General features: G+C 67.2%; 22 protein-coding genes and 2 pseudogenes. 14 read left to right on the plus strand and 10 right to left on the minus strand.

Annotated features, from left to right (window positions below; translation table 11 throughout):
- Positions 1–14 precede the first annotated feature (14 nt).
- Together IG98_RS45995 and IG98_RS0141130 are read right to left on the minus strand one after the other, a co-directional pair.
- Complete coding sequence (locus IG98_RS45995; RefSeq protein ID WP_037972662.1) at positions 15–218, minus strand: putative signal transducing protein; 204 nt, start codon at positions 216–218, stop codon at positions 15–17.
- A gap of 116 nt (positions 219–334) precedes the next feature.
- Positions 335–520: a hypothetical protein gene (locus tag IG98_RS0141130; RefSeq protein ID WP_030925488.1), complete on the minus strand. Its 186-nt coding sequence runs from the start codon at positions 518–520 to the stop codon at positions 335–337.
- Between the two features lie 24 nt (positions 521–544).
- Between IG98_RS0141130 and IG98_RS53980 the strand changes: the two genes are divergently transcribed.
- On the plus strand, positions 545–991 hold the full coding sequence (locus tag IG98_RS53980; protein ID WP_084196027.1) for a DUF4158 domain-containing protein: 447 nt from the start codon (positions 545–547) through the stop codon (positions 989–991).
- A gap of 74 nt (positions 992–1,065) precedes the next feature.
- Positions 1,066–2,400, plus strand: a complete 1,335-nt coding sequence (locus tag IG98_RS46000) for a Tn3 family transposase (protein ID WP_051753584.1) — start codon at positions 1,066–1,068, stop codon at positions 2,398–2,400.
- Here the strand turns inward: IG98_RS46000 and IG98_RS0141140 are convergent.
- On the minus strand, positions 2,367–3,101 hold the full coding sequence (locus tag IG98_RS0141140; protein ID WP_084196028.1) for a hypothetical protein: 735 nt from the start codon (positions 3,099–3,101) through the stop codon (positions 2,367–2,369). The two genes, IG98_RS46000 and IG98_RS0141140, sit on opposite strands and share 34 nt — an antisense overlap.
- A 578-nt stretch (positions 3,102–3,679) precedes the next feature.
- Between IG98_RS0141140 and IG98_RS0141145 the strand changes: the two genes are divergently transcribed.
- Positions 3,680–3,907, plus strand: a complete 228-nt coding sequence (locus tag IG98_RS0141145) for an SHOCT domain-containing protein (protein ID WP_211264330.1) — start codon at positions 3,680–3,682, stop codon at positions 3,905–3,907.
- A gap of 280 nt (positions 3,908–4,187) precedes the next feature.
- On the plus strand, positions 4,188–6,755 hold the full coding sequence (locus IG98_RS0141150) for a heavy metal translocating P-type ATPase (protein ID WP_084196029.1): 2,568 nt from the start codon (positions 4,188–4,190) through the stop codon (positions 6,753–6,755).
- A gap of 2 nt (positions 6,756–6,757) precedes the next feature.
- Here the strand turns inward: IG98_RS0141150 and IG98_RS49695 are convergent, their stop codons facing one another.
- The gene (locus IG98_RS49695) at positions 6,758–7,501 is read right to left on the minus strand and encodes a recombinase family protein (RefSeq protein WP_211264331.1); all 744 of its coding nucleotides are present in this window, start codon (positions 7,499–7,501) and stop codon (positions 6,758–6,760) included.
- A gap of 429 nt (positions 7,502–7,930) precedes the next feature.
- Between IG98_RS49695 and IG98_RS0141165 the strand changes: the two genes are divergently transcribed.
- Positions 7,931–8,764: a hypothetical protein gene (locus IG98_RS0141165; RefSeq protein WP_211264332.1), complete on the plus strand. Its 834-nt coding sequence runs from the start codon at positions 7,931–7,933 to the stop codon at positions 8,762–8,764.
- Positions 8,765–9,269: 505 nt separating this feature from the next.
- A complete protein-coding gene (locus IG98_RS0141170) occupies positions 9,270–10,154 on the plus strand; it encodes a serine hydrolase domain-containing protein (protein WP_051753586.1) in 885 nt (294 codons plus the stop codon).
- A gap of 102 nt (positions 10,155–10,256) precedes the next feature.
- Here IG98_RS0141170 and IG98_RS49700 read toward each other — a convergent pair.
- From IG98_RS49700 to istA, 3 genes and pseudogenes are all read right to left on the minus strand, one after another.
- Positions 10,257–10,457, minus strand: a pseudogene (locus tag IG98_RS49700) (IS630 family transposase); the annotation flags it as partial.
- A 133-nt stretch (positions 10,458–10,590) separates the two neighbouring features.
- On the minus strand, positions 10,591–11,193 hold the full coding sequence (locus tag IG98_RS52895; protein ID WP_211264333.1) for a Mu transposase domain-containing protein: 603 nt from the start codon (positions 11,191–11,193) through the stop codon (positions 10,591–10,593).
- 114 nt (positions 11,194–11,307) lie between these two features.
- Positions 11,308–12,110: pseudogene (istA, locus tag IG98_RS52900) on the minus strand (IS21 family transposase); the annotation flags it as partial.
- A 490-nt stretch (positions 12,111–12,600) separates the two neighbouring features.
- On the opposite strand from istA, the gene IG98_RS0141180 reads away from it, so the two are divergent.
- Positions 12,601–12,966 carry a hypothetical protein gene (locus IG98_RS0141180; protein WP_030925502.1) on the plus strand — a complete coding sequence of 122 codons (366 nt, stop codon included), beginning with the start codon at positions 12,601–12,603 and terminating at the stop codon, positions 12,964–12,966.
- 629 nt (positions 12,967–13,595) lie between these two features.
- Here the strand turns inward: IG98_RS0141180 and IG98_RS0141195 are convergent.
- Positions 13,596–13,979, minus strand: coding sequence for a hypothetical protein (locus tag IG98_RS0141195; RefSeq protein WP_030925506.1), 384 nt, complete (start codon positions 13,977–13,979; stop codon positions 13,596–13,598).
- A gap of 90 nt (positions 13,980–14,069) precedes the next feature.
- Between IG98_RS0141195 and IG98_RS51515 the strand changes: the two genes are divergently transcribed.
- Both IG98_RS51515 and IG98_RS46010 read left to right on the plus strand, forming a co-directional pair.
- Positions 14,070–14,219 carry a hypothetical protein gene (locus IG98_RS51515; protein WP_157594813.1) on the plus strand — a complete coding sequence of 50 codons (150 nt, stop codon included), beginning with the start codon at positions 14,070–14,072 and terminating at the stop codon, positions 14,217–14,219.
- Positions 14,220–14,374: 155 nt separating this feature from the next.
- Positions 14,375–15,541, plus strand: a complete 1,167-nt coding sequence (locus tag IG98_RS46010; RefSeq protein ID WP_211264335.1) for a site-specific integrase — start codon at positions 14,375–14,377, stop codon at positions 15,539–15,541.
- A 135-nt stretch (positions 15,542–15,676) separates the two neighbouring features.
- Here the strand turns inward: IG98_RS46010 and IG98_RS0141205 are convergent, their stop codons facing one another.
- Positions 15,677–16,471, minus strand: coding sequence for a nucleotidyltransferase domain-containing protein (locus IG98_RS0141205; protein ID WP_030925510.1), 795 nt, complete (start codon positions 16,469–16,471; stop codon positions 15,677–15,679).
- Positions 16,472–16,742: 271 nt separating this feature from the next.
- On the opposite strand from IG98_RS0141205, the gene IG98_RS0141210 reads away from it, so the two are divergent.
- A complete protein-coding gene (locus IG98_RS0141210) occupies positions 16,743–17,165 on the plus strand; it encodes a DUF6924 domain-containing protein (protein WP_030925513.1) in 423 nt (140 codons plus the stop codon).
- Positions 17,166–17,453: 288 nt separating this feature from the next.
- Here the strand turns inward: IG98_RS0141210 and IG98_RS51520 are convergent, their stop codons facing one another.
- Positions 17,454–17,609, minus strand: a complete 156-nt coding sequence (locus tag IG98_RS51520; RefSeq protein ID WP_157594814.1) for a hypothetical protein — start codon at positions 17,607–17,609, stop codon at positions 17,454–17,456.
- A gap of 8 nt (positions 17,610–17,617) precedes the next feature.
- Here IG98_RS51520 and IG98_RS0141220 point away from each other — a divergent pair, with 8 nt between their 5' ends.
- From IG98_RS0141220 to IG98_RS55040, 4 genes are all read left to right on the plus strand, one after another.
- On the plus strand, positions 17,618–18,733 hold the full coding sequence (locus tag IG98_RS0141220; protein WP_051753588.1) for a hypothetical protein: 1,116 nt from the start codon (positions 17,618–17,620) through the stop codon (positions 18,731–18,733).
- A gap of 584 nt (positions 18,734–19,317) precedes the next feature.
- Entirely contained in the window at positions 19,318–21,015 is a 1,698-nt protein-coding gene (locus IG98_RS47840; RefSeq protein ID WP_157594815.1) for an oxidoreductase, read from the plus strand.
- 190 nt (positions 21,016–21,205) lie between these two features.
- Positions 21,206–21,691, plus strand: a complete 486-nt coding sequence (locus IG98_RS0141230) for a YxiG-like protein (RefSeq protein ID WP_030925521.1) — start codon at positions 21,206–21,208, stop codon at positions 21,689–21,691.
- 226 nt (positions 21,692–21,917) lie between these two features.
- Positions 21,918–22,233, plus strand: a 316-nt coding sequence (locus IG98_RS55040) for a helix-turn-helix domain-containing protein (RefSeq protein WP_425428152.1), incomplete at its 3' end; no start/stop codon positions are given.

Consider the following 22,233-nt stretch of genomic DNA (forward strand, 5'->3'; position numbering starts at 1 on the left):
GAGGAGCGGAGCGGTCAACCCAGCGGCTTGTCGAGTATCCTGGCGCCGGTCAAGATGCGCCGAGCGAGCATGACCTGATCATCAGCCACCAAGCGCGGCTGCAGGTCACCGATCGAACTGTCACTCAGATGATCGTCGGCCACGTGATGGGCAACGTCCGATTCGGTGAGCAGCGCCGCCGCCAAGGACAAAACCACCGGACCATTGGTGCGAAGCAACTATCGAAGGCCATCGGCCGGACGCCGTGCATAGCGAGCGGGGTCTTGAACGGCAGTTGCCCGAAAGGGGTGAGCGCGAGAACACCCCAATCTCTCCAGGCTTAAAAGCCTGGGGTCTACACGGCCTCCTCATCCACTGCGCCCTCGCCGTCGGGCAGGTCAGGGATCTCGCCGAGCTGGCGCAGGCCGTCGGCTGGGGCGGAGGAGGTGATGGCGTAGCGGCCCAGGACGTTGACGTGGGCGTGGCCGGGCGGGCTGAGCCGGGTTGTGTCGTTAAGGGCCCTCCACTCGGGTCCGCACAACCAGCCCCAAAGTAGCTCTCTGTAATGTTTCGGAATCGCCACGTAGCGGTCACGGATGAGCGGTACCGGGCCGTAGCGACATTGGTGCGGAGCAGGGTGCTCGCGAATCTTCGGTGCGATCGGGGGAGAAAGGGTCCCTGCCGATGCGCAGAGAGTGGGAGCTGGACACTGGATGAGGCCGAGGTCGAGCTGTTGGCGAACAAGAGCGGTGCCACCCGTCTCGGATTCGCGCTGATGCTGAAGTTCTTCGAGTTGGAGGGCCGGTTTCCGCGCCGGGAGGACGTGCCGAAGGCTGCGGTCGACTACGTGGCCGGCCAGGTGAAGGTGGATGCGGCCCAGTTCGCTGAGTACCGCTGGTCGGGCAGCACGATCGAGTATCACCGGGCGCAGATCCGCCGGTTCCACGGCTTTCGCGAGCCGACGGTCGCCGATGAGGACAAGCTGACGTTCTGGCTGGCCGACAAGATCTGATTGCGGTTCCCGATCCCGACCCGGACGGCGAGGGCGAGGCTGGGGCCGCCGGAGCGCGCAACTTCCTGTAGGAGTTGAAGGAGGACCCGGGGCCGCTGCAACTGGAGACGCTGCTGACCGAGATCGTCAAGCTGGAGCGGGTCAAGGCGATCGGCCTGCCGGAGCACCTGTTCGAGGGGGTGTCGGAAAAGGTCGTGGAGGCGTGGCGGGCGCGGGCGATGCGCATGTACCCGTCCGACTTCGCCGCCGCACCTGAGCCGATCAGGCTGACTTTGCTGGCGGCGCTGTGCTGGGTGCGCAAGGCGGAGATGATCGACGGCCTGGTGGAGCTGCTGATCCAGCTCGTGCACAAGGTCAGCGTGCGGGCCGAGAAGAAGGTCGAAAACGAGATTAGCAGCGAGTTCCGGCGGGTGCAGGGCAAGCACGGCATCTTGGCACGGCTCGCCCAGGCCGCCTTGGACCTGCCCGAGGAGCTGGTCCGCACGGCGATCTACCCGGTGGTCGGCATCGGCACGCTGGCCGACATCGTGGCCGAGGCCAAGGCCAACGAGAAGGCCTTCAACCAGCGGGTGCGGATCAAGCTGCGCGGCTCTTACTCGCGCCACTACCGGCGCGGTCTGCCCAAGCTGCTGCGCGCACTGGCGTTCCACTGCAACAACACCACCTTCCAGCCGGTGATGGACGCCCTGGCGCTGCTGGACCGCTACGCCGGCTCCGAGGCCGTCTTCTACGACCGCGCCGAGACCGTGCCGATCGAGCATGTGGTGCCCGAGGACTGGCAGGAGGCGGTGGTCGACGAACGCGGCCGTATCGAGCGCATCCCGTACGAGCTGTGCGTGCTGGTCGCGCTGCGCAAGGCGATCCGTCGGCGGGAGATCTGGGTGGAGGGCGGCAAGATCTGGCGCAACCCCGAGGCCGACCTGCCGGCCGACTTCGACGACAACCGCGACGTGCACTACGAGGCCCTCTCCAAGCCCCGCGGCCCGGCGACGTTCATCGCCGACCTGCAGCGCCGCCACACCGCCGCCCTCGATCGGCTGGACAAGGCGATCCGCAAGGACACCACCGGCGGCGTGAAGATCACCCGGAAGAAGGGCGAGCCGTGGATCAGCGTCCCGCCGCTGGGCAAGCAGGAGGAGCCGGCGTGCCTGAAGGCGCTGAAGGTGGAGATCTCCCGCCGGTGGGGCGTGATCGACCTGCTGGACGTGCTCAAGGACGTCGCCCACGTCACCGGCTACACCACCGCGTTCACCTCTGTCGCCTCGCGCACCGTCACCGACCCGGCGGTCGTGCAAAGACGGTTGTTGTTGTGCCTGTACGGGCTCGGGACGAACGTCGAGATCAAGCGGGTGGCCGACGGACGGCTGCGGCTTTGTCAGCGGACATGCAGAGTGACGGCGGCGGTGTGAAGGACACCGGCGGTCTGGAACTGCAGGAACAGCCGCCAGTTGCCGGAGACCGTCAGGTCGGTCATGAACTGCAGGGCGGGGCCGCCATGCCCACCGATGACCTTGGTCTGCGGGTGAAGGTGGGCGAACGCCTGATCGCCCTGGTGGAAGGCAGTCAAATGGGCGTAGGTGTCCAGGTAAGGCTGCAGGTCGGTGACCGGCTTGCCATCCTTGCCAATCATCACGGTCAGTGGGCTCATCATGCCGGCCTTCAGATCGCCGCGCAGGGTCAGGGTGTAGCCGTCGACCATGGTGGAGGCCGAGGGCGGCGGCAAGGCGGTGGTGGCGGCGGGGACGGTGAGGGTGCGGCTGAGCACGAAGTCCCGGCCCTTGCCCGGCCCGGTTTCCGGGGTGAACTGGGTGAACAGCCGCCAGTGGCCGGGCTGGAGGGCGGCCAGATGCGCGGTCCAGGTGCCGTCGCCGGCCATGGTGGGGTGGAGGTGCTGGAAACCGGTCAGGTCCGAGCGGACGACGTAGAAGTGCAGCCGCTTGGTCTGATTGAGGGCGAAGGCGGTGATGGGTCTACCACTGGAGCCAGTGATGGTGAACCGGTAGGTGGCCGCCTTACCGGCCGGGAGAGCGGCGGTATGCGAGGTCAGGGTGTAGCCGCCCTGCTGAGCGGACAGCCCGTTGGTGGCGTTCATGTCGCTCGTGCCCGGCATGGGAGTGGGGGAAGGGGACATCGACGCCGATGGCGGCATGGGTGCGTGAGGGGTGTGAGAGGCGTATGCGGCAGGCCCCAGTGTCAAGGTTCCCGCCAGGCAGGCCGCGGCGACCGCATGCCAGGAAGAGGCCGGACGCGCAAGATTCGCCACCGCCATCACCTCCTCAGCAGCAGCACCTTGCTGAGGGGTTGAGAGCCACCAAAGATGCGGAGATCTTCCTCCCAGCGCCGGAGCGGGCACGCGGCCTTGTCACGCCGCAACACCGCTGCCCTGTCTTGCGGTCGACGCTGGCGCCCTGGACGGGGGTCTCAAAGCGTTGCCTGGCTGGCACAGCGTCATGGCGATCACCGTGAGCCTGGATCAATGGTGAGAAGAGGAGGGAGTGGAGCCGGGGCGGGGGCATCTGATCCCGGTGACGATCACGCGTGACCAAGATCGCAGCGTGGTGACCGAACGGCCCGCTCATCCTGGTCAAAGGGCTTTACCACCTGTTCTGATCGGCGTGGATACACTGAAAGTGATCCCTTCCCTAGGAGGTGAGTACGGTGATGTACGGGGATGGGGGATGGCTATGGATGGCCTTCATGCCGTTGCTGTGGATCGTGGTGATCGGTCTCGTGGTGTGGGTGGTGATCCGGCTGACGCAGGGGCCACGGGGCGGCCGCTACCGCGAAGACGGCCGTGAGCGTCGGGAGACGCCGGAGGAGATCCTCGATCGCCGCTACGCCTCTGGTGAGATCGACACCGAAACGTACACCGAGGCCCGTGAACGCCTTGCCGCGCGCCGCCCGGGGCCCCGGTGATCAGGCTCCAGGGACGCTGACTGGCACTGAGGGGGCGTGGTCGCCTTGATCGCCGTATCGCTCGCTTTGCGCGCGAGGGCATGCCGTTCGCGCCGGCAGTGGTCGCCACGGCGAGCAAGTGAGATCACCTCTCCCCGCGACAGGCGGCCCTCAAGGAGGCCGACATGACGACGCGACACCCGACGCCGTCGGGCATCGCCGCAGCGGTGGCCCCGGCAGCGATCACGGCGGCGATCATGGCGGGGGCGCCTGCGGACGCCGGTATACGGATCGGTGTCTGATGGACATGGCCGGCTGGGGGGTCGTGCTGCTGTCCGGTGGGCTGCTGGCCTTCCTGGCCTGGTACTTCTTCGGGCCGCGGGGAAGCCGCCTGGCGGTGTTGCGCGAGGGTGTGCAAGAGGCCGAGATCGTGGTGCGCGGTGGCTACTCGCCGGATGTGATCCGGGTGCGGCAGGGCATCCCGTTGCGTCTGTTCTTCGACCGGCGTGAGAGCGGGGAGTGCACATCCCGGGTGGTCTTCCCTGATTTCGGGATCAACCAGCCGTTGCCTGCTTTCTCCACCACCATCGTCGAACTGAATCCTCAGCAGGCGGGGGAGTACGGTTTCGCCTGCGGCATGAGCATGGTGCACGGCCGACTGATCGTTGAACCGGCCGGCGACTCACCCCCGCCCCGCCCATCGCCGGTCCGCCCCTCGCCCCTGACCTCCGACGCGGTCCGGCCGCCGTCGACGCCGCTGCCGGCGCAACCCGCGCAAGCGCCGCAGGACAGCGAGGCGGCCGAGCGGCGGGCCGAGATCGGAGACCTGTCGCGGCGGGTCCTGGCCGGCGCGGTGCTGACCCTGCCGGTGGCCTTCGCCGTGATGGCGCACGAGATCTTCGGTGCCACCTGGATGCCGGAGCTGCTGCTGAACCGATGGCTGCAGCTGGCCCTGGTCACGCCGGTGATGTTCTACACCGGTTGGCCGATCCACAAGGTCGGCTGGCTCGCCCTGCGCCACCGCTCGGCGGACATGAACAGCTTGATCACCTTGGGCACGAGCGCCGCCTACGGCTACAGCCTGCTGGTCACCCTCGCTCCCGGGGTGCTGCCGGAACAGGCGCGTGAGGTCTACTACGAGGCCGTGGGCGTCATTTTGACCCTGATCCTGCTCGGCCGGTTGCTGGAGATGCGGGCGAAGGCCGGCACCGGTGAGGCGATCCGCAAGCTGATCGGGTTGCAGGCGCGCACCGCCCGGGTCCGCCGCGACGAAGCCGAGATCGAGATCGGCGTCGATGAGGTGCTGCCGGGCGATGTCGTGGTCATGCGGCCAGGCGAGAAGGTCCCGGTCGACGGGGTGATCCTGACCGGCCGTTCGACGCTGGATGAGTCCATGGTCACCGGCGAGTCCATCCCCGTGGACAAAGGGCCGGGGGATGAGGTGGTAGGCGCGACGGTGAACCAGACCGGTGCCTTCACCTTCCGCGCGCAGAAGGTCGGCGCCGAGACGATGCTGGCCCAGATCATCCACCTGGTGCAGGCAGCGCAGGCCTCTCGCGCGCCGATCCAGCGCCTGGCGGATCTGGTGTCCGGCTACTTCGTCCCGGCGGTCATCGCCATCGCCATCACGACGTTCGTCGTGTGGTTCGCGGCCGGGCCCGAGCCGGTGCTGACGTCGGCGCTGGTGGCGGCGGTCGCCGTGCTGATCATCGCCTGCCCGTGCGCGCTCGGCCTGGCCACCCCGCTGTCGATCATGGTGGGCACCGGCAAGGGCGCCCAAGCGGGCATCTTGATCCGCGACGCCGAGGCGCTGGAGAGCGCCTGCAAGCTCCAGATGATCGTGCTGGACAAGACCGGCACCATCACCCGTGGGCAGCCCGCGCTCACTGACATCGAACCCCATGTCGCCTGGACGGCCGAGGAGATGCTGCGCCTGGCCGCGAGCGCCGAGCGCGTCTCGGAACACCCGCTCGGTCAGGCGGTGGTGCACGGGGCCGTGAAACGCCAGATGCCCGTGGGCGACCCCGCGGAGTTCGAGTCGGTCACCGGGCAGGGCATCATCGCGAGCGTGGAGGGCCATCGGGTGCTGGTCGGCGGCTCCCGCCTGCTGAGCGGGCACGGCATCGACGCGAGCGTGCTCGATCCCGCCGCCGGGAGGCTGGCCGGTGCCGGCCGCACGCCGATCCTGGTCGCCGTGGACGGCGAGCCGGCCGGTGTGCTGGGCGTCGCCGACACCGTCAAGGACGACTCGGCCGCTGCGGTCGCCGCCCTGCAACGGCTTGGCCTGGAAGTCGTCATGATCACCGGGGATAACCGGCGCACCGCCGAAGCCATCGCCCGCCAGGTCGGCATCACCCGGGTGCTGGCCGAGGTGCTGCCGGACCGCAAGGCCGCCGAGATCGCCCGCCTGCAGGGCCAGGGCCGCAAGGTCGGCATGGTCGGCGACGGCGTCAACGACGCCCCTGCGCTGGCACAGTCTGACGTCGGCTTCGCCATCGGCACCGGCACCGACGTGGCCATCGAGGCCTCCGACATCACGCTCATCTCCGGTGCGCTGTCCGGGGTGGTGACCGTGGTACGGCTCTCGCGCGCCACCATGCGCAACATCCGGCAGAACCTGTTCCTGGCCTTCGTCTACAACGTCATCGGCATCCCGGTCGCGGCCGGGATCCTGTACCCGTTGTGGGGCATCCGGCTCTCTCCGGTCATCGCCGCCGCCGCGATGGCCGCCTCCTCGCTGTCGGTGGTCGGCAACGCCAACCGGCTACGCCGCTTCACCGCCCCGCCCCTGGCTCCGGCACCGGAGCCCTCCACCGGCCCGCGCGTCAGCGTGGAGGCCGGCGCGCCGCACAAGACCCATGACGGCTGACGTCAAGGGGTCCCGGCAGCAATGAAGAAATTTTCAACGGAAATACCGCTGACCTGCGATAACAGAGTGTCCTGTGGCTGAGGTCTTGGTTGGATTACGGTGTTGGCCATGAGGAACGACCGACCACGGTTCGGGTATGGCCGGGGACGACGGCCTCTATGAAACGAGCGCGACCTCGTCGTGGTCGCGCAGCATGCGCAGGACGGTGGCGGGCGAGGGGTGCCGGCCTTTCTTGGCGCCCTGGGTGATGACGAGGCGGGCGGCGATCTCGCGGAGCCGCGGCCGAGCCGCTTGTGCTCGTGGATGACCAGGGTGACCGCGATGCCGGAGGCGCGCATCTCGCGGGCCAGGGCCACGGCCCGCTCGAGTTCGGGCCGACGGGTGGCGCGAGTGGAGATCTTCTCGGAGAAGATGCGGCTCACCCCGGCGGTCTTGAGGGAGTCGAGCTGGGTGTCCAGTGATTGGCGAAGCGTCGAGGCGCGGGCGTAGCCGATCTTGGCGTGCCCGGAGGTGGCGCCGGACGCGGCGGGGCGGGGCAGCTCAGCCCAGGCCGACCCGGGTTTGCGCAGCGCGGGGGTCGGCACGTTGAGCACCTTGGCCAGGGAGGGCACCAGCCGGAAGCGGGCGGTGTGGTACTGAGCGGCCACCTTGCCGTGGCCGGTGCGACACGGCGAGCCGGCCGGGACGGCGCAGGAGGACATCGGGCAGTCGGATGCTTCTACGCGCAGGAAGTCGTCGTCGCTCACCCCCGAGATCGTTTCATGAGTGCGTTTCACTGGTCCAGCGTTTTGCACCGACCTATGAAACAGCGAATGCCCTGGACACGGCGAGTCGTGAGCCGTGTTTCATGGGCCCTCGCTTATGAAACAAGCCCGAACACCCCGGGGAACACAATCCGTGAGCGCGATTACAGAGAGCTACTTTGAGGCTCGTCGCGCGGACCCGAGTGGAGGGCGGTGACGGCCTTCGTTCGCTGTGGATGCCGGGAGGGGAGTGCGACATCCAAAGAAATGATCACGGCGGTGGCGTCCCAGGTGAGCATTTTTCCGGTGTGGCCGAACTCGCCACATCGAAGGAATACTGCGAATGTGGCGTCGACTGTCCGAAGGATGTCCCGGTTCCGGCAGTACGGAGGCTGATGGCGCATGGTTGCAGTGATATCTGCGGTTATAGCCGTGTTGGGGGCGATCTCCACAGCAGGCATCGGCTACTGGTGGCAGGCTCGGCTGAAGAACGTCGAACGACAGGACTACATGGGCCGATACCGCGATTCCCTGCTGTGGGCGGCCTTTGATCTTCAGAGCCGGATCTACAACATTCTCTTCGGCCATCAGGTCGCCCGAGAGGGCACGGGACGTGGCTTCATGCAGGCGTTCTTGCTTGAGGGAAGCGAACGGGAGGCAGCATACGTCCGCTTCAGCACGGCATTCCTCTTCGCTGAATATCTTGGATGGGCCGAGATCTTCCGGCGCGACATCCAGTTCCTGGATCTGGGCAGGAGCGGTAGTAACCACAAGGTGATGCTCTGCTTGGCGAACATCAGCCGCACGCTCAGCTCGGTTCGTGTCGGCGGAACAGGGTTCATGCTCTTTCGAGCCGACCAGCGAGCCATCGGCGAACTGATGATCGCCGATGACAGCGACCCCGGACAACGCTGGTGCCGCGGCTACGCCGAGTTCACCCGCAAGGTCCTGGAGGGCGGGGAGTTCCGGGAGTGGATGCAGCCCCTTCTTGACCAGGTCGACACGACCGCACACGATCCCGACGGTGCGACCGAACCGCTGATCAGGCTCCAGCACCAACTGATCGAGCTGGTCGGCCTCCTTGATCCTGATCAGATGCGCTTCCCTTCCCGCGAGCGGACGCGCTTCGATACGGAGCGCCCCGTTGCAGGGCTCAGGTCCTTCCACGGGGATGGACAGCTAGCCGGGAAGGAGCATCGGGAAGATCACGGCAGTGTGGACCCGTGGAAAGGCCGCAGCCCGGAAGAACAGCAAGACAAGAAGTGACTTCACCGTCGATCACCGGCTCGCTTCCCGTTTGCTCGGGGACGAGCCGGTGCCATGTCCAAGAACTAAGGACCGGCATCCGACTCCTGGGCCGCCCGGCAGGTGACCGCTCCTCGCTGGTCCGCGAGTGCGCAGCACGCAACCGCCGCCCCCCGCAAGATCAAAAACTTTTCAGATTCCCGACGCCAACTTCAGCGTGAACTCCTCACCCCCGGGGAGGGGTAAAGCTGCTCCCACGCGCACTGCTACCGGTCGGGGAAACCACCAACGGAGCTAGCCGGCCACGGGGTTTCGGTAGTACTGGGGAAATTTTCGACGGATATGCAGGTCGGAGCACCCGTACAGGCCTTGGATCACATCTTGGAAGACGGGCCGCTGACCTGCATATCCGTTGTTTTCTTCGCCGGGTCTGCTGTCCGATTTTGCTGTCGGGCTACCTCGCTGGGCGCGTGCATGTGGCGGGTATGGGTTTGATCAGGTTTTGGGATGTTGGGAGGATCACGGGGTGATCGGTGGTCTTGAGATGGTTCCGGATGCCGCGGTGGCTGTGCTGGACGAGGACGGCGGCCTGACGCTGACGGGTACGGACACGGCCCAGCCGGTTTTCAGCGTGACGAAGATGTTCATGGCCGTAGCAGTGCTGCGGCTGGTCGACTCGGGCAGGCTTACGTTGGAGGACGAGGTGTCGCTCCGGGTCCCGCTCGCCCCGTCCGGGATCACGGTTCGCGAGCTGCTCAACCACACCGGCGGACTGCCCGATTACGCCACTACGGCCCCGTACCTGGACGCAGTCGCCAGGCGACCGGACCAGCCCTGGGGCCTTGAGCGGATCCTCACGGTTGCGCTCGAGGACGGCCGTTCGGCACGTGGGCGGTTTCGCTACAGCAACCTCGGCTACTGGCTGCTCGGCACACTCGTGGAGGACATCAGCGGCGCGCCGCTGGAACAGACGCTCGCAGCCTTGGTCTTCGGTCAGGCAGGGATGCGGTCGACGTTCTTTCCCGCCTCAGGCACCGGACTCACCGGGACCGGCTACGACACCCGGTGGGCCGGTCCGGCCGGGGCCGCCTGGGCGACACCGCGGGATCTGGTGATATTCCTGACCGGGTTGCTCGACGGGTCACTGCTGTCGGCACAGTCTCTGACCGCGATGACCACCACTGTGCCGGTCGCCGCCGCCGGCCCGCCATGGCGCAAGCCGGGTTACGGTCTCGGCCTGATGATCGACGACGAGTACCGCATATTCGGCCACGGTGGCGGCGGACCCGGCTACACCAGCGCCGCAATGATCACGCCCGACCGGCGACGGTCTGTGGCCGTAATCGCGCGCTCATCAGCGAACGTGGATCCAACCGCGTTGACGTTGCGACTCCTCCAGGTCGACACCTGATCGGCGGGGCGCCTGCCAGTCCAGTTCCGTGATCCCGAGCGGGGAGTGGGATGGTTACAGCGCAGGTCGCCCTGATCAGACCACGTCCAGGAGCCGTCCTCCTCAGCGGATCCCCTTCTCGCTGCGGATGCGAGCGCGCTCCCTTCTCTGGGCGGCGAGGACGTCGGGGTGGCGAGCGTTCTGGTTGCGCCAGCGCAAGTAGGCGTGCAGAGCCCGGGTCTGGACAGTGTGGTTGCGGTGGTTGGAGTTGGCAACGGTGAACCGCCGCAGCGGTCCGAAATGGGCTTCGATCGGGTTGGCCCAACGCCCGATCCGGATCACGCGGCCGTTGGCTTTTGGCAAGTAGGCGGCGAGTTTGCGGATGGACCAGCGGGTGAAGGGCTGGCCGAGCTTGGGGTCCCGGTAGTAACGGCGAAGAAAACAACGGATATGCAGGTCAGCGGCCCGTCTTCCAAGATGTGATCCAAGGCCTGTACGGGTGCTCCGACCTGCTTTCCACTTCAGGCTCGGTCTCGGTGTCGGCCACCAAGATGCCCTTGATGGTGCGGTAAGAGGGATCGCCGACCGTCATCGCCTTGGCGCAGGCGGCCTCCAGGCGCATCTGGCCGTACTTGGCGTGCAGGCCCACCACCCCTTGGGCGGCGCGTAGCCGATAGAGCGCGTTGACCTCCAGCAGATGATCGATGACCGCGCGACAGGACTGGCCGGCCTCATCGGCCTGGGTGCGACACCACAGCGGCGTGCGCATCTGGAAGGCGATCTTCTCCGGCGGGTAGTCGCCCGGATCGGTGCGTTTGCCCTGTTCCAGAGCGGCGTGTGTCTTGACCAACGCGCCGTCGCAGAAGATCTGCACCATGGTGGCGGTGGAACGCACGTCGACGCGTCTGCCGATCAGTTTCCACGGCACCGAATACAGGGTGCGGCCGACCCTGATGTGGATGTCCGGCCCGACCGTGGCCGCCGACCGGCGGGCCAGCGTGAACGGCCGGGTCGGTAGCGGTAACAATGCTTCGGCTTCGACAGCCTCGAACACGGTCACGGGGGCGGCGCCGCCCAGCGGACGGCACTGCCGCCGCCCTGCCACCTGCATGCACCAGCGAGTCGCCTCGGCCTGCATGTGCTCGACCGAGACGAATTCCCGTCCGCGCCAAAACGAGTCACGGATGTAGGGCATGGGCCGCTCGACCTGAGGCTTGTCCTTCGGCCTGCCCGCCCGGGCGGGGCGACCAGCGCACCGTAGTGGGCGGCCGGCTCGGCATACGCCTTGTTGATCTTCGGGTCGTAGAGGTCGGGCTTGTCCACCCCGGTGCGCAGGTTGTCCGGCACCAGGCGGCGCGGCGCCCCGCCGAAGAAACCGAACGCCTCCACGTGCGCCTCGGTCCACGCGTGCTGGTCCAGATGCACGACCGGCCGCACGAACATGTGCCGCGAGCACGGCAGCACCATCACAAACGCCCAGATCCGGTGCCGGGCGCCGGTGCGAGGGTTGGTCCACTGGCCCAGGAAGCCGTAGTCGATCTGCGCTTCCGCGCCCGGCTCGATCTCCTGGCGCAGCACGGTCACCTGCGCGCGGTGCACCTGCTCGGGCAGTGTGGCGTGCACCCAGCGGCGAAAGGAGGAGATCGACACCTTGAGCCCGTGCTCATCGCGCAGACGCTGGTGGATCGTGGTGACGGTCACGGTCCCCAGTAGGCCCTTGATGTAGTCGCGGTGCTTGTCGATCTCCGGCCAGGTGATCTGCCGCAGCGCGGAGTCGGCCAGTTCGGGAAACCAGCGCTTGATCAGCGCGGCCCAGTCGGCCTGGCTCATTGGGGGTCCGTCCGGGGTGATCCCGGCGGCCTCCGCCGCGGCCAGGTACTTCCTGACCGTCTTGCGATCCACTCCCAGTGAGGTGGCGACCGCGCTCTTGGAGCGGCCCGCGTACCAGTGGACGTAGATCTCGGTGATGTCGACCACGGTGAACGTTCTCCTTGCCATCCGAGCTGTCCCTCGATCGCTCGACCACTGAACGAGGGAAGCGTGCCGTTATCTCGATGGCCAGGACCCCGAAACCCACCACCGTCGTCCCCATGGGGAATTACGTGACGGCGGGGGTGGGGAATTACGTGATGCTACGGCAGCTCTAGCTGGGGAATTTTGTGACCGTCGACACCGGTCGACCGTTTCCTTCCCGCCGACTTCGAAGAGCGCCTGTCACGGGCTTGGGCTTCGACGGTGTGGCGGCACCTCAACTCGGGCTCACCGTTGCGCGCCTTTGCCGAAGCGGCCCGCCTCCGCTGTGCGGAGGCGGCGTGGAGCGGGCCGGACGTCGGCGAAAGGCGCAATGCGGCTCGGGCCTTGAGCGACTAGGAACGGTCGGCTCGCTAACGCCACCGGCCGTTCCGTTGTCGCCCAAGGCCCTACTCCTGACGCTTTGGAACGCCTGATAATTGATCGGGAGGTGGGTATGGTCTGGGAAACTGACGACTGCGCACACGAGGGATGGGCCGCTGCCGAGTTTTCAGACGGCAGGGTCTCGGTGGGCTCGGAGACCGGCGGTGCCGTGGTGGTGCGCTGGGGCCCGGAAGGCGAGGCCGAACCGGCCGGTCTGCTGGATGGCCGGGACGCGGTCGGCTGGTGTGCGGTGTGCGAGTGCGGCTGGCGCGGTCCGCTGTGGGCCCGAGTCGCCACCCCCGCCGAGCACGACGCCGAGCGCCGCCGCGTCCACGCCGCCCCTGGCCTGCATGGTGACGCCCCCGACGACGTCGAGGACGCTCTCCGCCGCGAGTGGACGGACCACCTGGGGCCAGCCACGTTCTGGTCGGCGCCTTGATCAGCGACCGGTTTCCAACTGGTTTTTAAAACGCTGATGGGTACATCGGGCTGTGGTCGGTAAGGCTCAGTCACTGGATCTGTGCTGCCGCCGCTCGGCCCACCGATGGCGAACGTCGGCCACCAGCTCGGCGACCGCCTTGTCCCGGGTAGCCGGATGGCTGCTGTGTCCCTTGCCGCTCAGGTGGTAGGCGGGGGCGCCGCCGCGGTGACGGGCCTCCCATCCCGACTGGGTTCCCCGGGCCGACAGGTGCGGCGGACGGTGCCGAGGATGTCGCCGGCGACGATGACCCATGAGGCGCCGTCGACGTCGCCCGTGACGACGACCTGGACGGCGGCGAGCTCGTCGTCGGTGTAGGGATGCCGTTAACGAACGTGTGCCCGAGCGCCCAAAAGTTGATCTTCCGGGATAGGCGCACGTCACGAGCGGGTTCCCGGCTCACGGGAATGGTTCTTCCCGCCACGTACCGGCCGGCAGAGACAGACTCCGCGTCTGAGATTCCGCAGGTGAGCACCTAAATGGCGGCGGGTGACAGCTTCGTTAACGGCACCCCATGGTGCGGATCTGGGCGGCGGTGTAGGTCATCGGGGACTCCAGTTCATCAAGACGCATGGGGGACATCCCGGAGTTCAGGCCCCGGGGGTCTGCGGGGTGAGGGCGTCGCGGGCCTTGGCGTGTGCCTGGTGCATCCGGGCGGTGGCTTCGTCCAGGGCCCGGAGGGTGTCTAGGGCGGCGCCGTAGGCGGGGTCGTCCCATGCGCGTTCGTCGGTCGGGCCGACGCCGAGCCGGTCCTCGGCGCCCTGGCGGACGTCGTCGGCCCACAGCAGGGCCTCGGGGTAGGCGCCTTCTACGCCGACGGCCGCGGCGGCGAGCGCGTCGGCGAACGTGGCGGGGGCGCCGGTCGTCTTGCCCCACCGTTCGTGGGCGGATTGGCGGGTGATGCCGACATCGGATCCGCGGTCGGCACCAGCCGCCAGGCCGCCCACGAACGGTGGGGCCCCGAGGCCCCGCACGCCCCCTCCCCGGGCCGAACGGCCGGCCGAGACCGCCGACCCGCGGCAGCGACCGAACACACCACCGACGACGAGCGCTACACCGACGCGATGCTGGTGGCCCTGTGGGACGGCCTGAGCCGCACCACCACCATGCGCGACGGCATGCTGACCCAGATGGACCCGGCCGCCCGCGAGGACGTCTGGCACCACGTCGCCGAGGCCCGCGACCGCATCGCCACCCGAGCCCAGAAGGGATAGTCCCGGGGCTGTCGTTACCAGCCCCGGGACCGCCCCTGATCACATCACACAGCCCTCTCCTGGGTGGGCGACTTTGTGAGCGCTGCACCCTCAGCGACCGGCTCACCACCGTCCTGGACGATGGCACCGGCCGCATCCGCCCGGAGCTGACCCCCTTGTTCAGCCTGCTGGTGGCGATGGAACGGCCCGCCAGCGGGCTGGCCTGGTTGGCGATGCGGCCCAACCATCCAGGCAAAGCGTCGACTCTTCTGCGACGGCTCGCTCGCGGGCAGATCCCGCTTACCCGCGACGCCTTCCACGAACTCCAGCCCTGGCGGGCCATCGCTCACCTGGAAGAACTCCTCGTGGCCAGCGGCGTCCTGCCCGCCGTCGACAAGTACATCTGTTCCTTCCAACGCTGGCTCCCCAGCCACCTGGCCAGCGTTGCCAACCCGGAGCACGTCAAGACGATCCGGCTGTTCGCATCCTGGCGCGTCCTTCCTGTGCTCCGCAACCGCGCCGAGCGGAGCAACATCACCCCCAGCGTTCGTCGCAACGCCGCCGATCAGATCAGATACGCGACTGCATTCCTGGCCTGGCTCGCCGAGCGCGACCGCATCCTCGTCTCTTGCCGCCAGAGCGACATCGACGCCTGGTATGCCGAGAACACGGAGCATGCCCGCAAACGGCTACGAGTCTTCCTCGCCTGGGCCATGCAGAGCCGTAAGTGCTCACGATCATTGTCCCTGCCTGCGATGAAGGCCTCCCGTCAGGCACCCTTGACCGAGGAGGAGCGCCTGGCTGCTCTCTGCTGCCTGTTACTCGATGCCGATGTTCCCCAGCTTCTGCGTGTGGCCGGCATCATCGTGCTTCTCTACGCGCAACCCCTTACGCGGGTCGTCCGGCTCACCGTCGACGATCTGCTCCGCGACGGAGAAGCCGTGTTCCTGCGGCTCGGGGATCCGCCCTCACCCGTCCCTGAGCCGGCCGCATCCCTACTGCTGCACTACATCGCGGCCCGCGACAACATGAACACCGCCACCAACAGAGCCTCTCGCTGGCTGTTCCCTGGCCGCCGAGCAGGCCAACCCTGCCGCCCCGACCATCTGTCCGCCCTCCTCAACGAGATCGGCATCCCGGTGACCGCTGCCCGCGGCGCCGCCATCCGGCAGCAACTCCTTGAGATGCCCGCTCCCGTCGTCGCCGACGCCCTCGGCTATCACGACGGGATCACTGCTCGTCTCCTCCGGGAAGGCGGCGGAGCCTGGAGCCGCTACGCCGCCGGAGAACACGGAAGGTCACCAGCAGGCCCCACCGAACCGACAACTCCGGCAGTTGAATAGGCGACCTCAACAGTAAACTGCCGTTGGACAATGTCGCCGAACGATGTGGGCGGCGGCGAGGTCTTCGATGGCCCGTCGTTGGCGCCCTTGGCCCTCACCGTGAGACAGCCGCCGCCCGACGGTGTGCGCGGCGGGTCAGCTCGCCGGATCGATGACATCGTGGAGGTACTGCACGGCGAGCTTTTCGGCGTGGCGGCGGCGTTCGATCGCCGCTTCGGTGTCGTCGAGCCACTGCCGGTAGAGCTCGACGCTGGCGAGGAGAGCCTGACCGGCGTCGTGCCGGTCGTAACCGCAGAGAGTTCTCCGAAGGTCACGCGCCTCATCCGGTGCGATGGATTCGAGATGGCGGACTCCGCGGGGTGATGCACCCACCCGTTGAGCAGCCAGAGGACCCAGCACGGCCTCGCGCAGGTAGCTGAGGAAGCCGATGACCTCGAACAGCTCACCGCGGCCGAGTTTCGTCGCACCATAGTGCACCCAGATCCAGAACCGGTCCTCGATCCACTGGAGGTCGAGCGGCGGGACTGCCAGCGGATGCTCCGCGAGGGAGCCGGCCAGACCGCCGTCTCGGTCCCACAGGATGTCCGGGTCCTCAACGCGCTCGGCGAATTCGGAAGCCCGCACGAACTTGAAGTCGACATGGAGGAGGGGTGGCCCGACGAGCGTGATGATCAGGCGGGGTTCGCCGACGTGCTCCCCGGTGAACCCCGCCACAAGGGCGGCCCACGAGCCGATCAGTGCGAGACGCTCCTTCATGACCGAACCGAACACCTCGTCGTCGATGACCACGATGAGATCGACATCGGAGTAGATGTCGGGGTGTCCCCCCGCGAGTGACCCCGCGACGGCAACACCGGCCACTCTCGAATCCTGCTGAATCCGAGGAAGCGCGTCGCTGAGGAACCGGCTGTGCAAAGAGAGGGCGTCCATGGCGGTCCTTCCCGGTACGAACAAAGTTTTCAAACATACCAGGCCAGCCGGTCGGATTCGCGAGGAGAACACGGCGAAGAAGGCGCGGGCCGAGCCCGCGGTGCTCTCCAGGAGCTCGGCCCCGTTGTCGCACGCCGATACCCTGCCGGAGATCACCTACGGTTACCATCCAGGCCGGGCTTCACGGGGAACCGGCGACAGTTGAATACGCGACCCCACCAGTAAAATGCCGTACTTGCGGAGCCACCGGCTTCGCCTCGAAGATCGTCCGATGGACATGTTGCCCAAAGCCGATGCCCTGCTCGTGGTGCGTACCGACTTCTCCGACCAGGAACGATGGCAGGCTGTACGAACCTCGCTCGGCGACATCGACAAGGGCGGCTGGGCAAAGGAGTTCTCAGGCCAGGTGAAGGTCGTCGAGGACCCTGCCTATCAAGGCCTCACCGTGCAGCAGATCCTCGCCCTGCTTCCGGACGGCTACAAGGACCCGATCCTCGTCATCGCCGACAAGGTCACCGTCGATTCGCAGGAGATGCTGTTCCTGGTCATCGAGCTGGAATTCACATGGGAGATGCGCGTCATCCCCTCCGAGATCCCTGGGATTCACGCCAACCTCTCCATCGGCAACATGGACTTCGGCGAGTTCGCCGAGAGCGCGGATGCGGACGGCGTCTTCCGCGGGTTCCACGACTGAACCGCCACGCCTCCGGGGAGCACGGAACGTCACCAATAGGGCCCAGGGGAACGACAACTCGCGACAGTTGAATACGCGACTCCACCCGTACCGAGGCCGTCCTTGCCCTGCTCCGCCGGTTTCCCGGTTGTCACAAAGCGCCCTCCATGGGCCGTGGTCATGATTACTCATCGCTACTTCACCCCTGCCGTAGCTTCGGGAGTCCCGGGTTTTGACCTGGGACGACAGCACTACTTTGCGGCTGGGCGTAGCTATAGGAGTCCGGGGCCTATAAGAACAATTCGGCAATCACTCGTCGTCTTCGTCGTGCTCGTGCTTGTCGGCTGCGGACTGGGCCCGCCGGTCGAATCCGTCCTGCGCGGTCTTACTGTCCGGGTTCTTCGCCGCTGCGGCCTGGATCCGAGCGGAATCACCCTTGACGGTCTTGCCGGTCTTTTTTCCCATGTCACGGGGTGTACCCGCGCACTCGGATCCTTTCGGTAATCGCTGATCAAGGGGTCATCAAGGGCGACGACGGATTCGGCAATCGCGTCGACCAGCTCGGCGCCGCAGGATGCCGGCACCTTCACCGGATTCTTTCGGCAACCGCCCAGCGAGCCCTGGACGCCTTCGTCGCCGACTACAACACTCACCGCCCCCACCAGGGGGTGGACATGGCCCGTCCCGCCGACCGCTTTCGGCCCCGCTGCGATGAGAGGCTGCCGCTGCGCCTGCCGGCGACCCTCCACGCCGCAGGAGCGCTTTTCGCCTTTGAGACGGAACCTGAGCCCGAATCTCCCCCTGAGCCGGTGATGACGCCACTGCCGCTCAAGGCAGCAGGACCGGTGATACCAGGAAACGAGATCGATCCGGTGGATCTGGCCGTTGAGCTCACCCGCATCGTGCCCGCCTCGGGCAACCTGACCGTCTGCGGGCAGCAGTTCTGGCTCGGCACCCACCGCGCGGGCCTGACACTCAGGCTGCGAGCCGACGCCGGCACCGTCGAGCTGCTGGCCGCCGGGGTCAGGATCAAGAAAGTGCCCTCCCGGCTCACCCCGCAGCACCTGCGGCAGCTGATCGCCGAGGGCGGCACCCACATCCAGCCCACCACCACACCGGCCCACCCCGGTGCCGGCGCGGCGGTCGAGGTGGAGCGGACCGTCAACGCCTCCGGCCTGGTCTCCCTCGGCGGCCGGCAATACCCGGTCGGCTCCCCGTTCGCCGGACGCCGACTGACCGTCCGCCTGGAGGGCGCCCTGTTGCACCTGAGCGACGGGCGCACGCTGCTGCGTACCCTGCCCAATCCACTCACCGGTGAGGCCACGGCCCGCCTGCGCGATGCCCACCCCGCCGGACCCGCACCCCAACCGGCCACCGAACCCGTTCAGGTGCAGCGGCGGGTCAGCAGCCGCGGCTGGATCGCCGTCGCCGGACAGCGCATCGGCGTCGGCCACGCCGCAGCGACCGTGACCGTCGAAGCAGCCGACGCCACCTTCCGCATCACCCGCGCCGGCCAGGTCATCGCCGAGGTCGCCCGCACCACCACCAAACCGATCGCCCGGTTCAAAGTCCGCAAACCTCAGCGCTAGCAGGGGCCCCGCTCGGGTCGGTGTCACCAGGGGCAAAGTAGAGCGTTCGCGCAGGTCGTGGATGTCTCAGAACCGTCTCTCAGAACGTTCCGGTTGTGAGAGGAGTTCTGCGAGCGGTGACCTGGGCGAACGTCTCGTCGAACAAGGGAAACCCTGACCTCTCACAATCGGTCATTTCTGCGAATCGCGCACTTTGCGATCCAAGGGATAGGCCGGGCATGAAACATGAAGGTTGCTAAGACAGGTGGTGACCTTGGAGGCTCTCCTTAACGACGCATACGACCTTCCAGGAGTGCCCTGTGATCATCGAGGATCTGTCCGAGCCGGAACTCGCCCTCTGGGAGGCGTTTCCCGCAGCGCGTCCTGTGGATCTTCCCGGTACCCCCGTTCGGGCTGCGATCATCGCAAGGATGTTGCTCGGCGCCCGGGAACGCCTTGAAGGGCAGACGCCCGGCATGCACCTGTCCGGCGCCCGGATCGCGGGCCGATTGGACCTGTCGTACGCCGAGGTACAACACCCTCTGATCTTGACCAAGTGCGAGTTCGAGGAAACGCCGGTCTTCACCGGAGCCCGCACCGGCCTGGTGGACCTCGCGGCCTCCCGGGCACCCGGACTGCAGGCCGTAGACGCTGTGATCGGCGGGGCACTGCGCCTGGAAGGCTGCGAGATGGCCGGCCCGATCCAGCTCGCCGGGGCCCACGTGTCCGGGACACTGAATCTCAGCGGCGCAGCGATCCACGCACTTCAGGCCGTCCATGCCGACGGCCTGATTGTCGACCGTGATCTTCTGTGCGCGAACGCCGTCATCGACGGTGAGTTACGCGTTGTTGGCGCCAGGATCGGCGGGACGATGACCCTCGATGGCGCACGGGTCGGGCGGTCAGGCGGCTTCAGCCTCACCGCCGAGGGGGTCGTCATCGACGGCGGGTTGTCGTGTGCCCGCGGTTTCCGCTCCTGGGGGGAGCTGAGCGTGCAGGACGCCCGGATAGGGCGCCGGTGCGTCTTCAGCGGAGCCCAGCTGTCCAACCCGGACGGCATCGCCCTGAACGCGGAGAGACTCAGTGTCGAGGGCGGGCTGCGCATCGATGACGGCTTCTCGACCGAAGGTGAAGTCCTTCTGCGCGGAGCCCGCGTGGCTGGTTCGCTCCGTTTCGCGCAGGCGAGCCTCGCCAATCCGGGAAGACGCGCGCTGAACGCGCCGCTGATGGAGATCGGCAGCGGACTGCGGCTCACACCAGGTTTTGCGGCGAACGGAGAGGTCTTTCTGGACTCCACCCAGGTCCGCGGATCGGTCAACCTCGACGGCGGGACGTTGTCCAACCCGGGTGCGACGGCGCTTTCCCTGCGTCGGCTGGGGGTCACCGGCAGGCTCAGCTGCAGCGAAGGCTTCCGTGCCGACGGGGAGATCGTGCTCATCAACGCCCGAATCGAGGGCAGCTTGGAGTTTCACGGTGCCGCCCTCAGTAATCCCGGCGGGCGGGTTCTGTCCCTGTGGGAGGTGATCGCGGGCGGGGGCATCGACTGCTGCGAAGGCTTCGCGGCCACGGGAGACGTCTCGATCAGGAACTCCCGGATCGCCGCCACACTGTGCCTTGCGGAGACCACCATCGACGGTGACCTTCACCTTCGTGGTGTAGAAGCGGCTTCGCTGAAGATCGGGCCCCAGACGGAACTGCTGCGGGCCGTCGACCTTCGCCACAGTCGGGTCGGCGTACTCGATGACGCTCCCAGCCGGTGGCCTGCTCACGTCCTGATGAACGGCTTCACCTATGACAGCCTGGAGGCTCCCCTGCCTGTCCAGGAGCGACTTGACTGGCTGGCCAGGGAGGACTACCAACCTCAACCCTATGAGCAATTGGCCGCCGTCTACCGCCGGCAGGGCCACGATGAGGCTGCTCGGGACGTGCTGCTGGCCAAACAGCGTCGCCGCCGCTCGGGGCGGCGGCTCGGGGCACGGCTGTGGGGATATATGCAGGACTGGACCGTCGGGTACGGCTACCGACCCTTCCGCGCTGCGCTCTGGCTCGCAGCCCTTCTCCTTGTCGGCACGGTCGTTTTCACCGCCCACCAGCCACCGGCCTTCAAGCCAGGCGAGGCTCCCCCCTTCAACGCCTTCCTCTACACCCTGGACCTGCTCCTCCCGATCATCAGCTTCGGACAGGAGAGCGCCTTCGGCCCGCGCGGCGCACAACAGTGGCTCGCCGCGGCGATGATCACTGCAGGGTGGATCCTCGCAACGACCATCCTGGCAGGCCTCACTCGCGCACTCTCCCGCCAATAACGCGACCAGAAGCGTCCACCTTGACGCCCTCTCAGCAGCCACTGACAGGGTGATCTACCTAGGAGCTGGGGGCCACGGTCAGCAGAGCACCCCCGTCTCTGTCGTCACCCAGAGTTATTTTGCCCCGGGTGACGCGGACCCGAGTGGGAGGCCTAGCAGAAAGATCACAGCGGCAGGTAGAACTGCGTGCATGGATCCGGTGAGACTGCAGCAGGGCCTGGACGACGTCTTCGACCAGGCCCTGCTCCGCTACGGCTTCACGAACTACATGCGCGACTACCAACTCGTGATCCACGCGACCACTGATCCGCGAAGCGGGATCGCGCCGGCGACGCTGCGCTACCTGTTCCGCCACTGCGTGCAGGCCACCTGCACCACAACCGTGCCCGCCGACACCTGGCGCAAGTCCCTCGATGACCGGCTCATCACCTACGAAATCGGCGTCGACCTCGACGGATACGTCTGGGGCGTCAACTGGCAGGATCTCTACCCCGGGGCCACGCTCATCGCCGACTCACCGGCCGCCCGACACTGGGCCGCAGCGGTCGGCATCGACTTCCACGAGGTCCGGATCCAGACCAACGCCCATGACCTGAGTCTGGTCTTCTCCAACCTGCAGGTCGAAGAACTTCCGTCCCAGTGGCAGGGACCGGACCACAAGTTTCCGATTCAATAGGCGTCGGAGAGCAACAGATCATCTAGCCGGAGTGTCACCTACTTCCTGAGCCGGATCTGTCGCAGAGGTCTTGGGGCCTGACACCCCATGGCCATTGCCTGTGTTGTCCCGGGAGATGCTTGACACGTCCGTCCCAAGACATGGGTGACAGGTGCTGTTTTCGGTCAGTCTGTCGTGCGTCGTTGCGGCGTCGTGTGTCAGGAGGCCGGGATTGGCCCTGGTGGATATGTCCGTTGTCGAGCAGCGGTATCGGGCTGTGCTGGCGGTGCTGGCCGGTGGTTCGGTGACCGAGGTCGCTCGTGAGGTTGGGGTGGCGCGGCAGACGTTGTCGGGTTGGGTGTCGCGCTATCGGGAGTCGGGTCTGGGCGGCCGTGGTCGCCGCCCGCGCGGCCGAGCCCTGCCGCGGGTACCACCGGTCGGGTCGCCCCGGGCGTCTCAGCCCTGGGCTCCCACAGAACCGTGCGTAACAATCTCTCGTTACACGGCTCTTGTCGTTCCTGGTCACCAGACTGCTGGAACCGTGTTCACCCAGATCCAGTGCG

This window comes from Streptosporangium amethystogenes, from assembly GCF_000721075.1.
GTDB lineage: Bacteria > Actinomycetota > Actinomycetes > Streptosporangiales > Streptosporangiaceae > Streptosporangium > Streptosporangium amethystogenes.

Coding starts and splice junctions, on each gene's coding strand:
- IG98_RS53980 (WP_084196027.1), top strand. CDS start 545: ATGTTTCGGAATCGCCACGTAGCGGTCACGGATGAGCGGTACCGGGCC.
- IG98_RS0141140 (WP_084196028.1), bottom strand. CDS start 3,101: ATGCCGGGCACGAGCGACATGAACGCCACCAACGGGCTGTCCGCTCAG.
- IG98_RS0141145 (WP_211264330.1), top strand. CDS start 3,680: ATGGCCTTCATGCCGTTGCTGTGGATCGTGGTGATCGGTCTCGTGGTG.
- IG98_RS0141150 (WP_084196029.1), top strand. CDS start 4,188: ATGGACATGGCCGGCTGGGGGGTCGTGCTGCTGTCCGGTGGGCTGCTG.
- IG98_RS0141180 (WP_030925502.1), top strand. CDS start 12,601: ATGGTCTGGGAAACTGACGACTGCGCACACGAGGGATGGGCCGCTGCC.
- IG98_RS51515 (WP_157594813.1), top strand. CDS start 14,070: ATGCTGGTGGCCCTGTGGGACGGCCTGAGCCGCACCACCACCATGCGC.
- IG98_RS0141205 (WP_030925510.1), bottom strand. CDS start 16,471: ATGGACGCCCTCTCTTTGCACAGCCGGTTCCTCAGCGACGCGCTTCCT.
- IG98_RS0141210 (WP_030925513.1), top strand. CDS start 16,743: ATGGACATGTTGCCCAAAGCCGATGCCCTGCTCGTGGTGCGTACCGAC.
- IG98_RS51520 (WP_157594814.1), bottom strand. CDS start 17,609: ATGGGAAAAAAGACCGGCAAGACCGTCAAGGGTGATTCCGCTCGGATC.
- IG98_RS0141230 (WP_030925521.1), top strand. CDS start 21,206: ATGGATCCGGTGAGACTGCAGCAGGGCCTGGACGACGTCTTCGACCAG.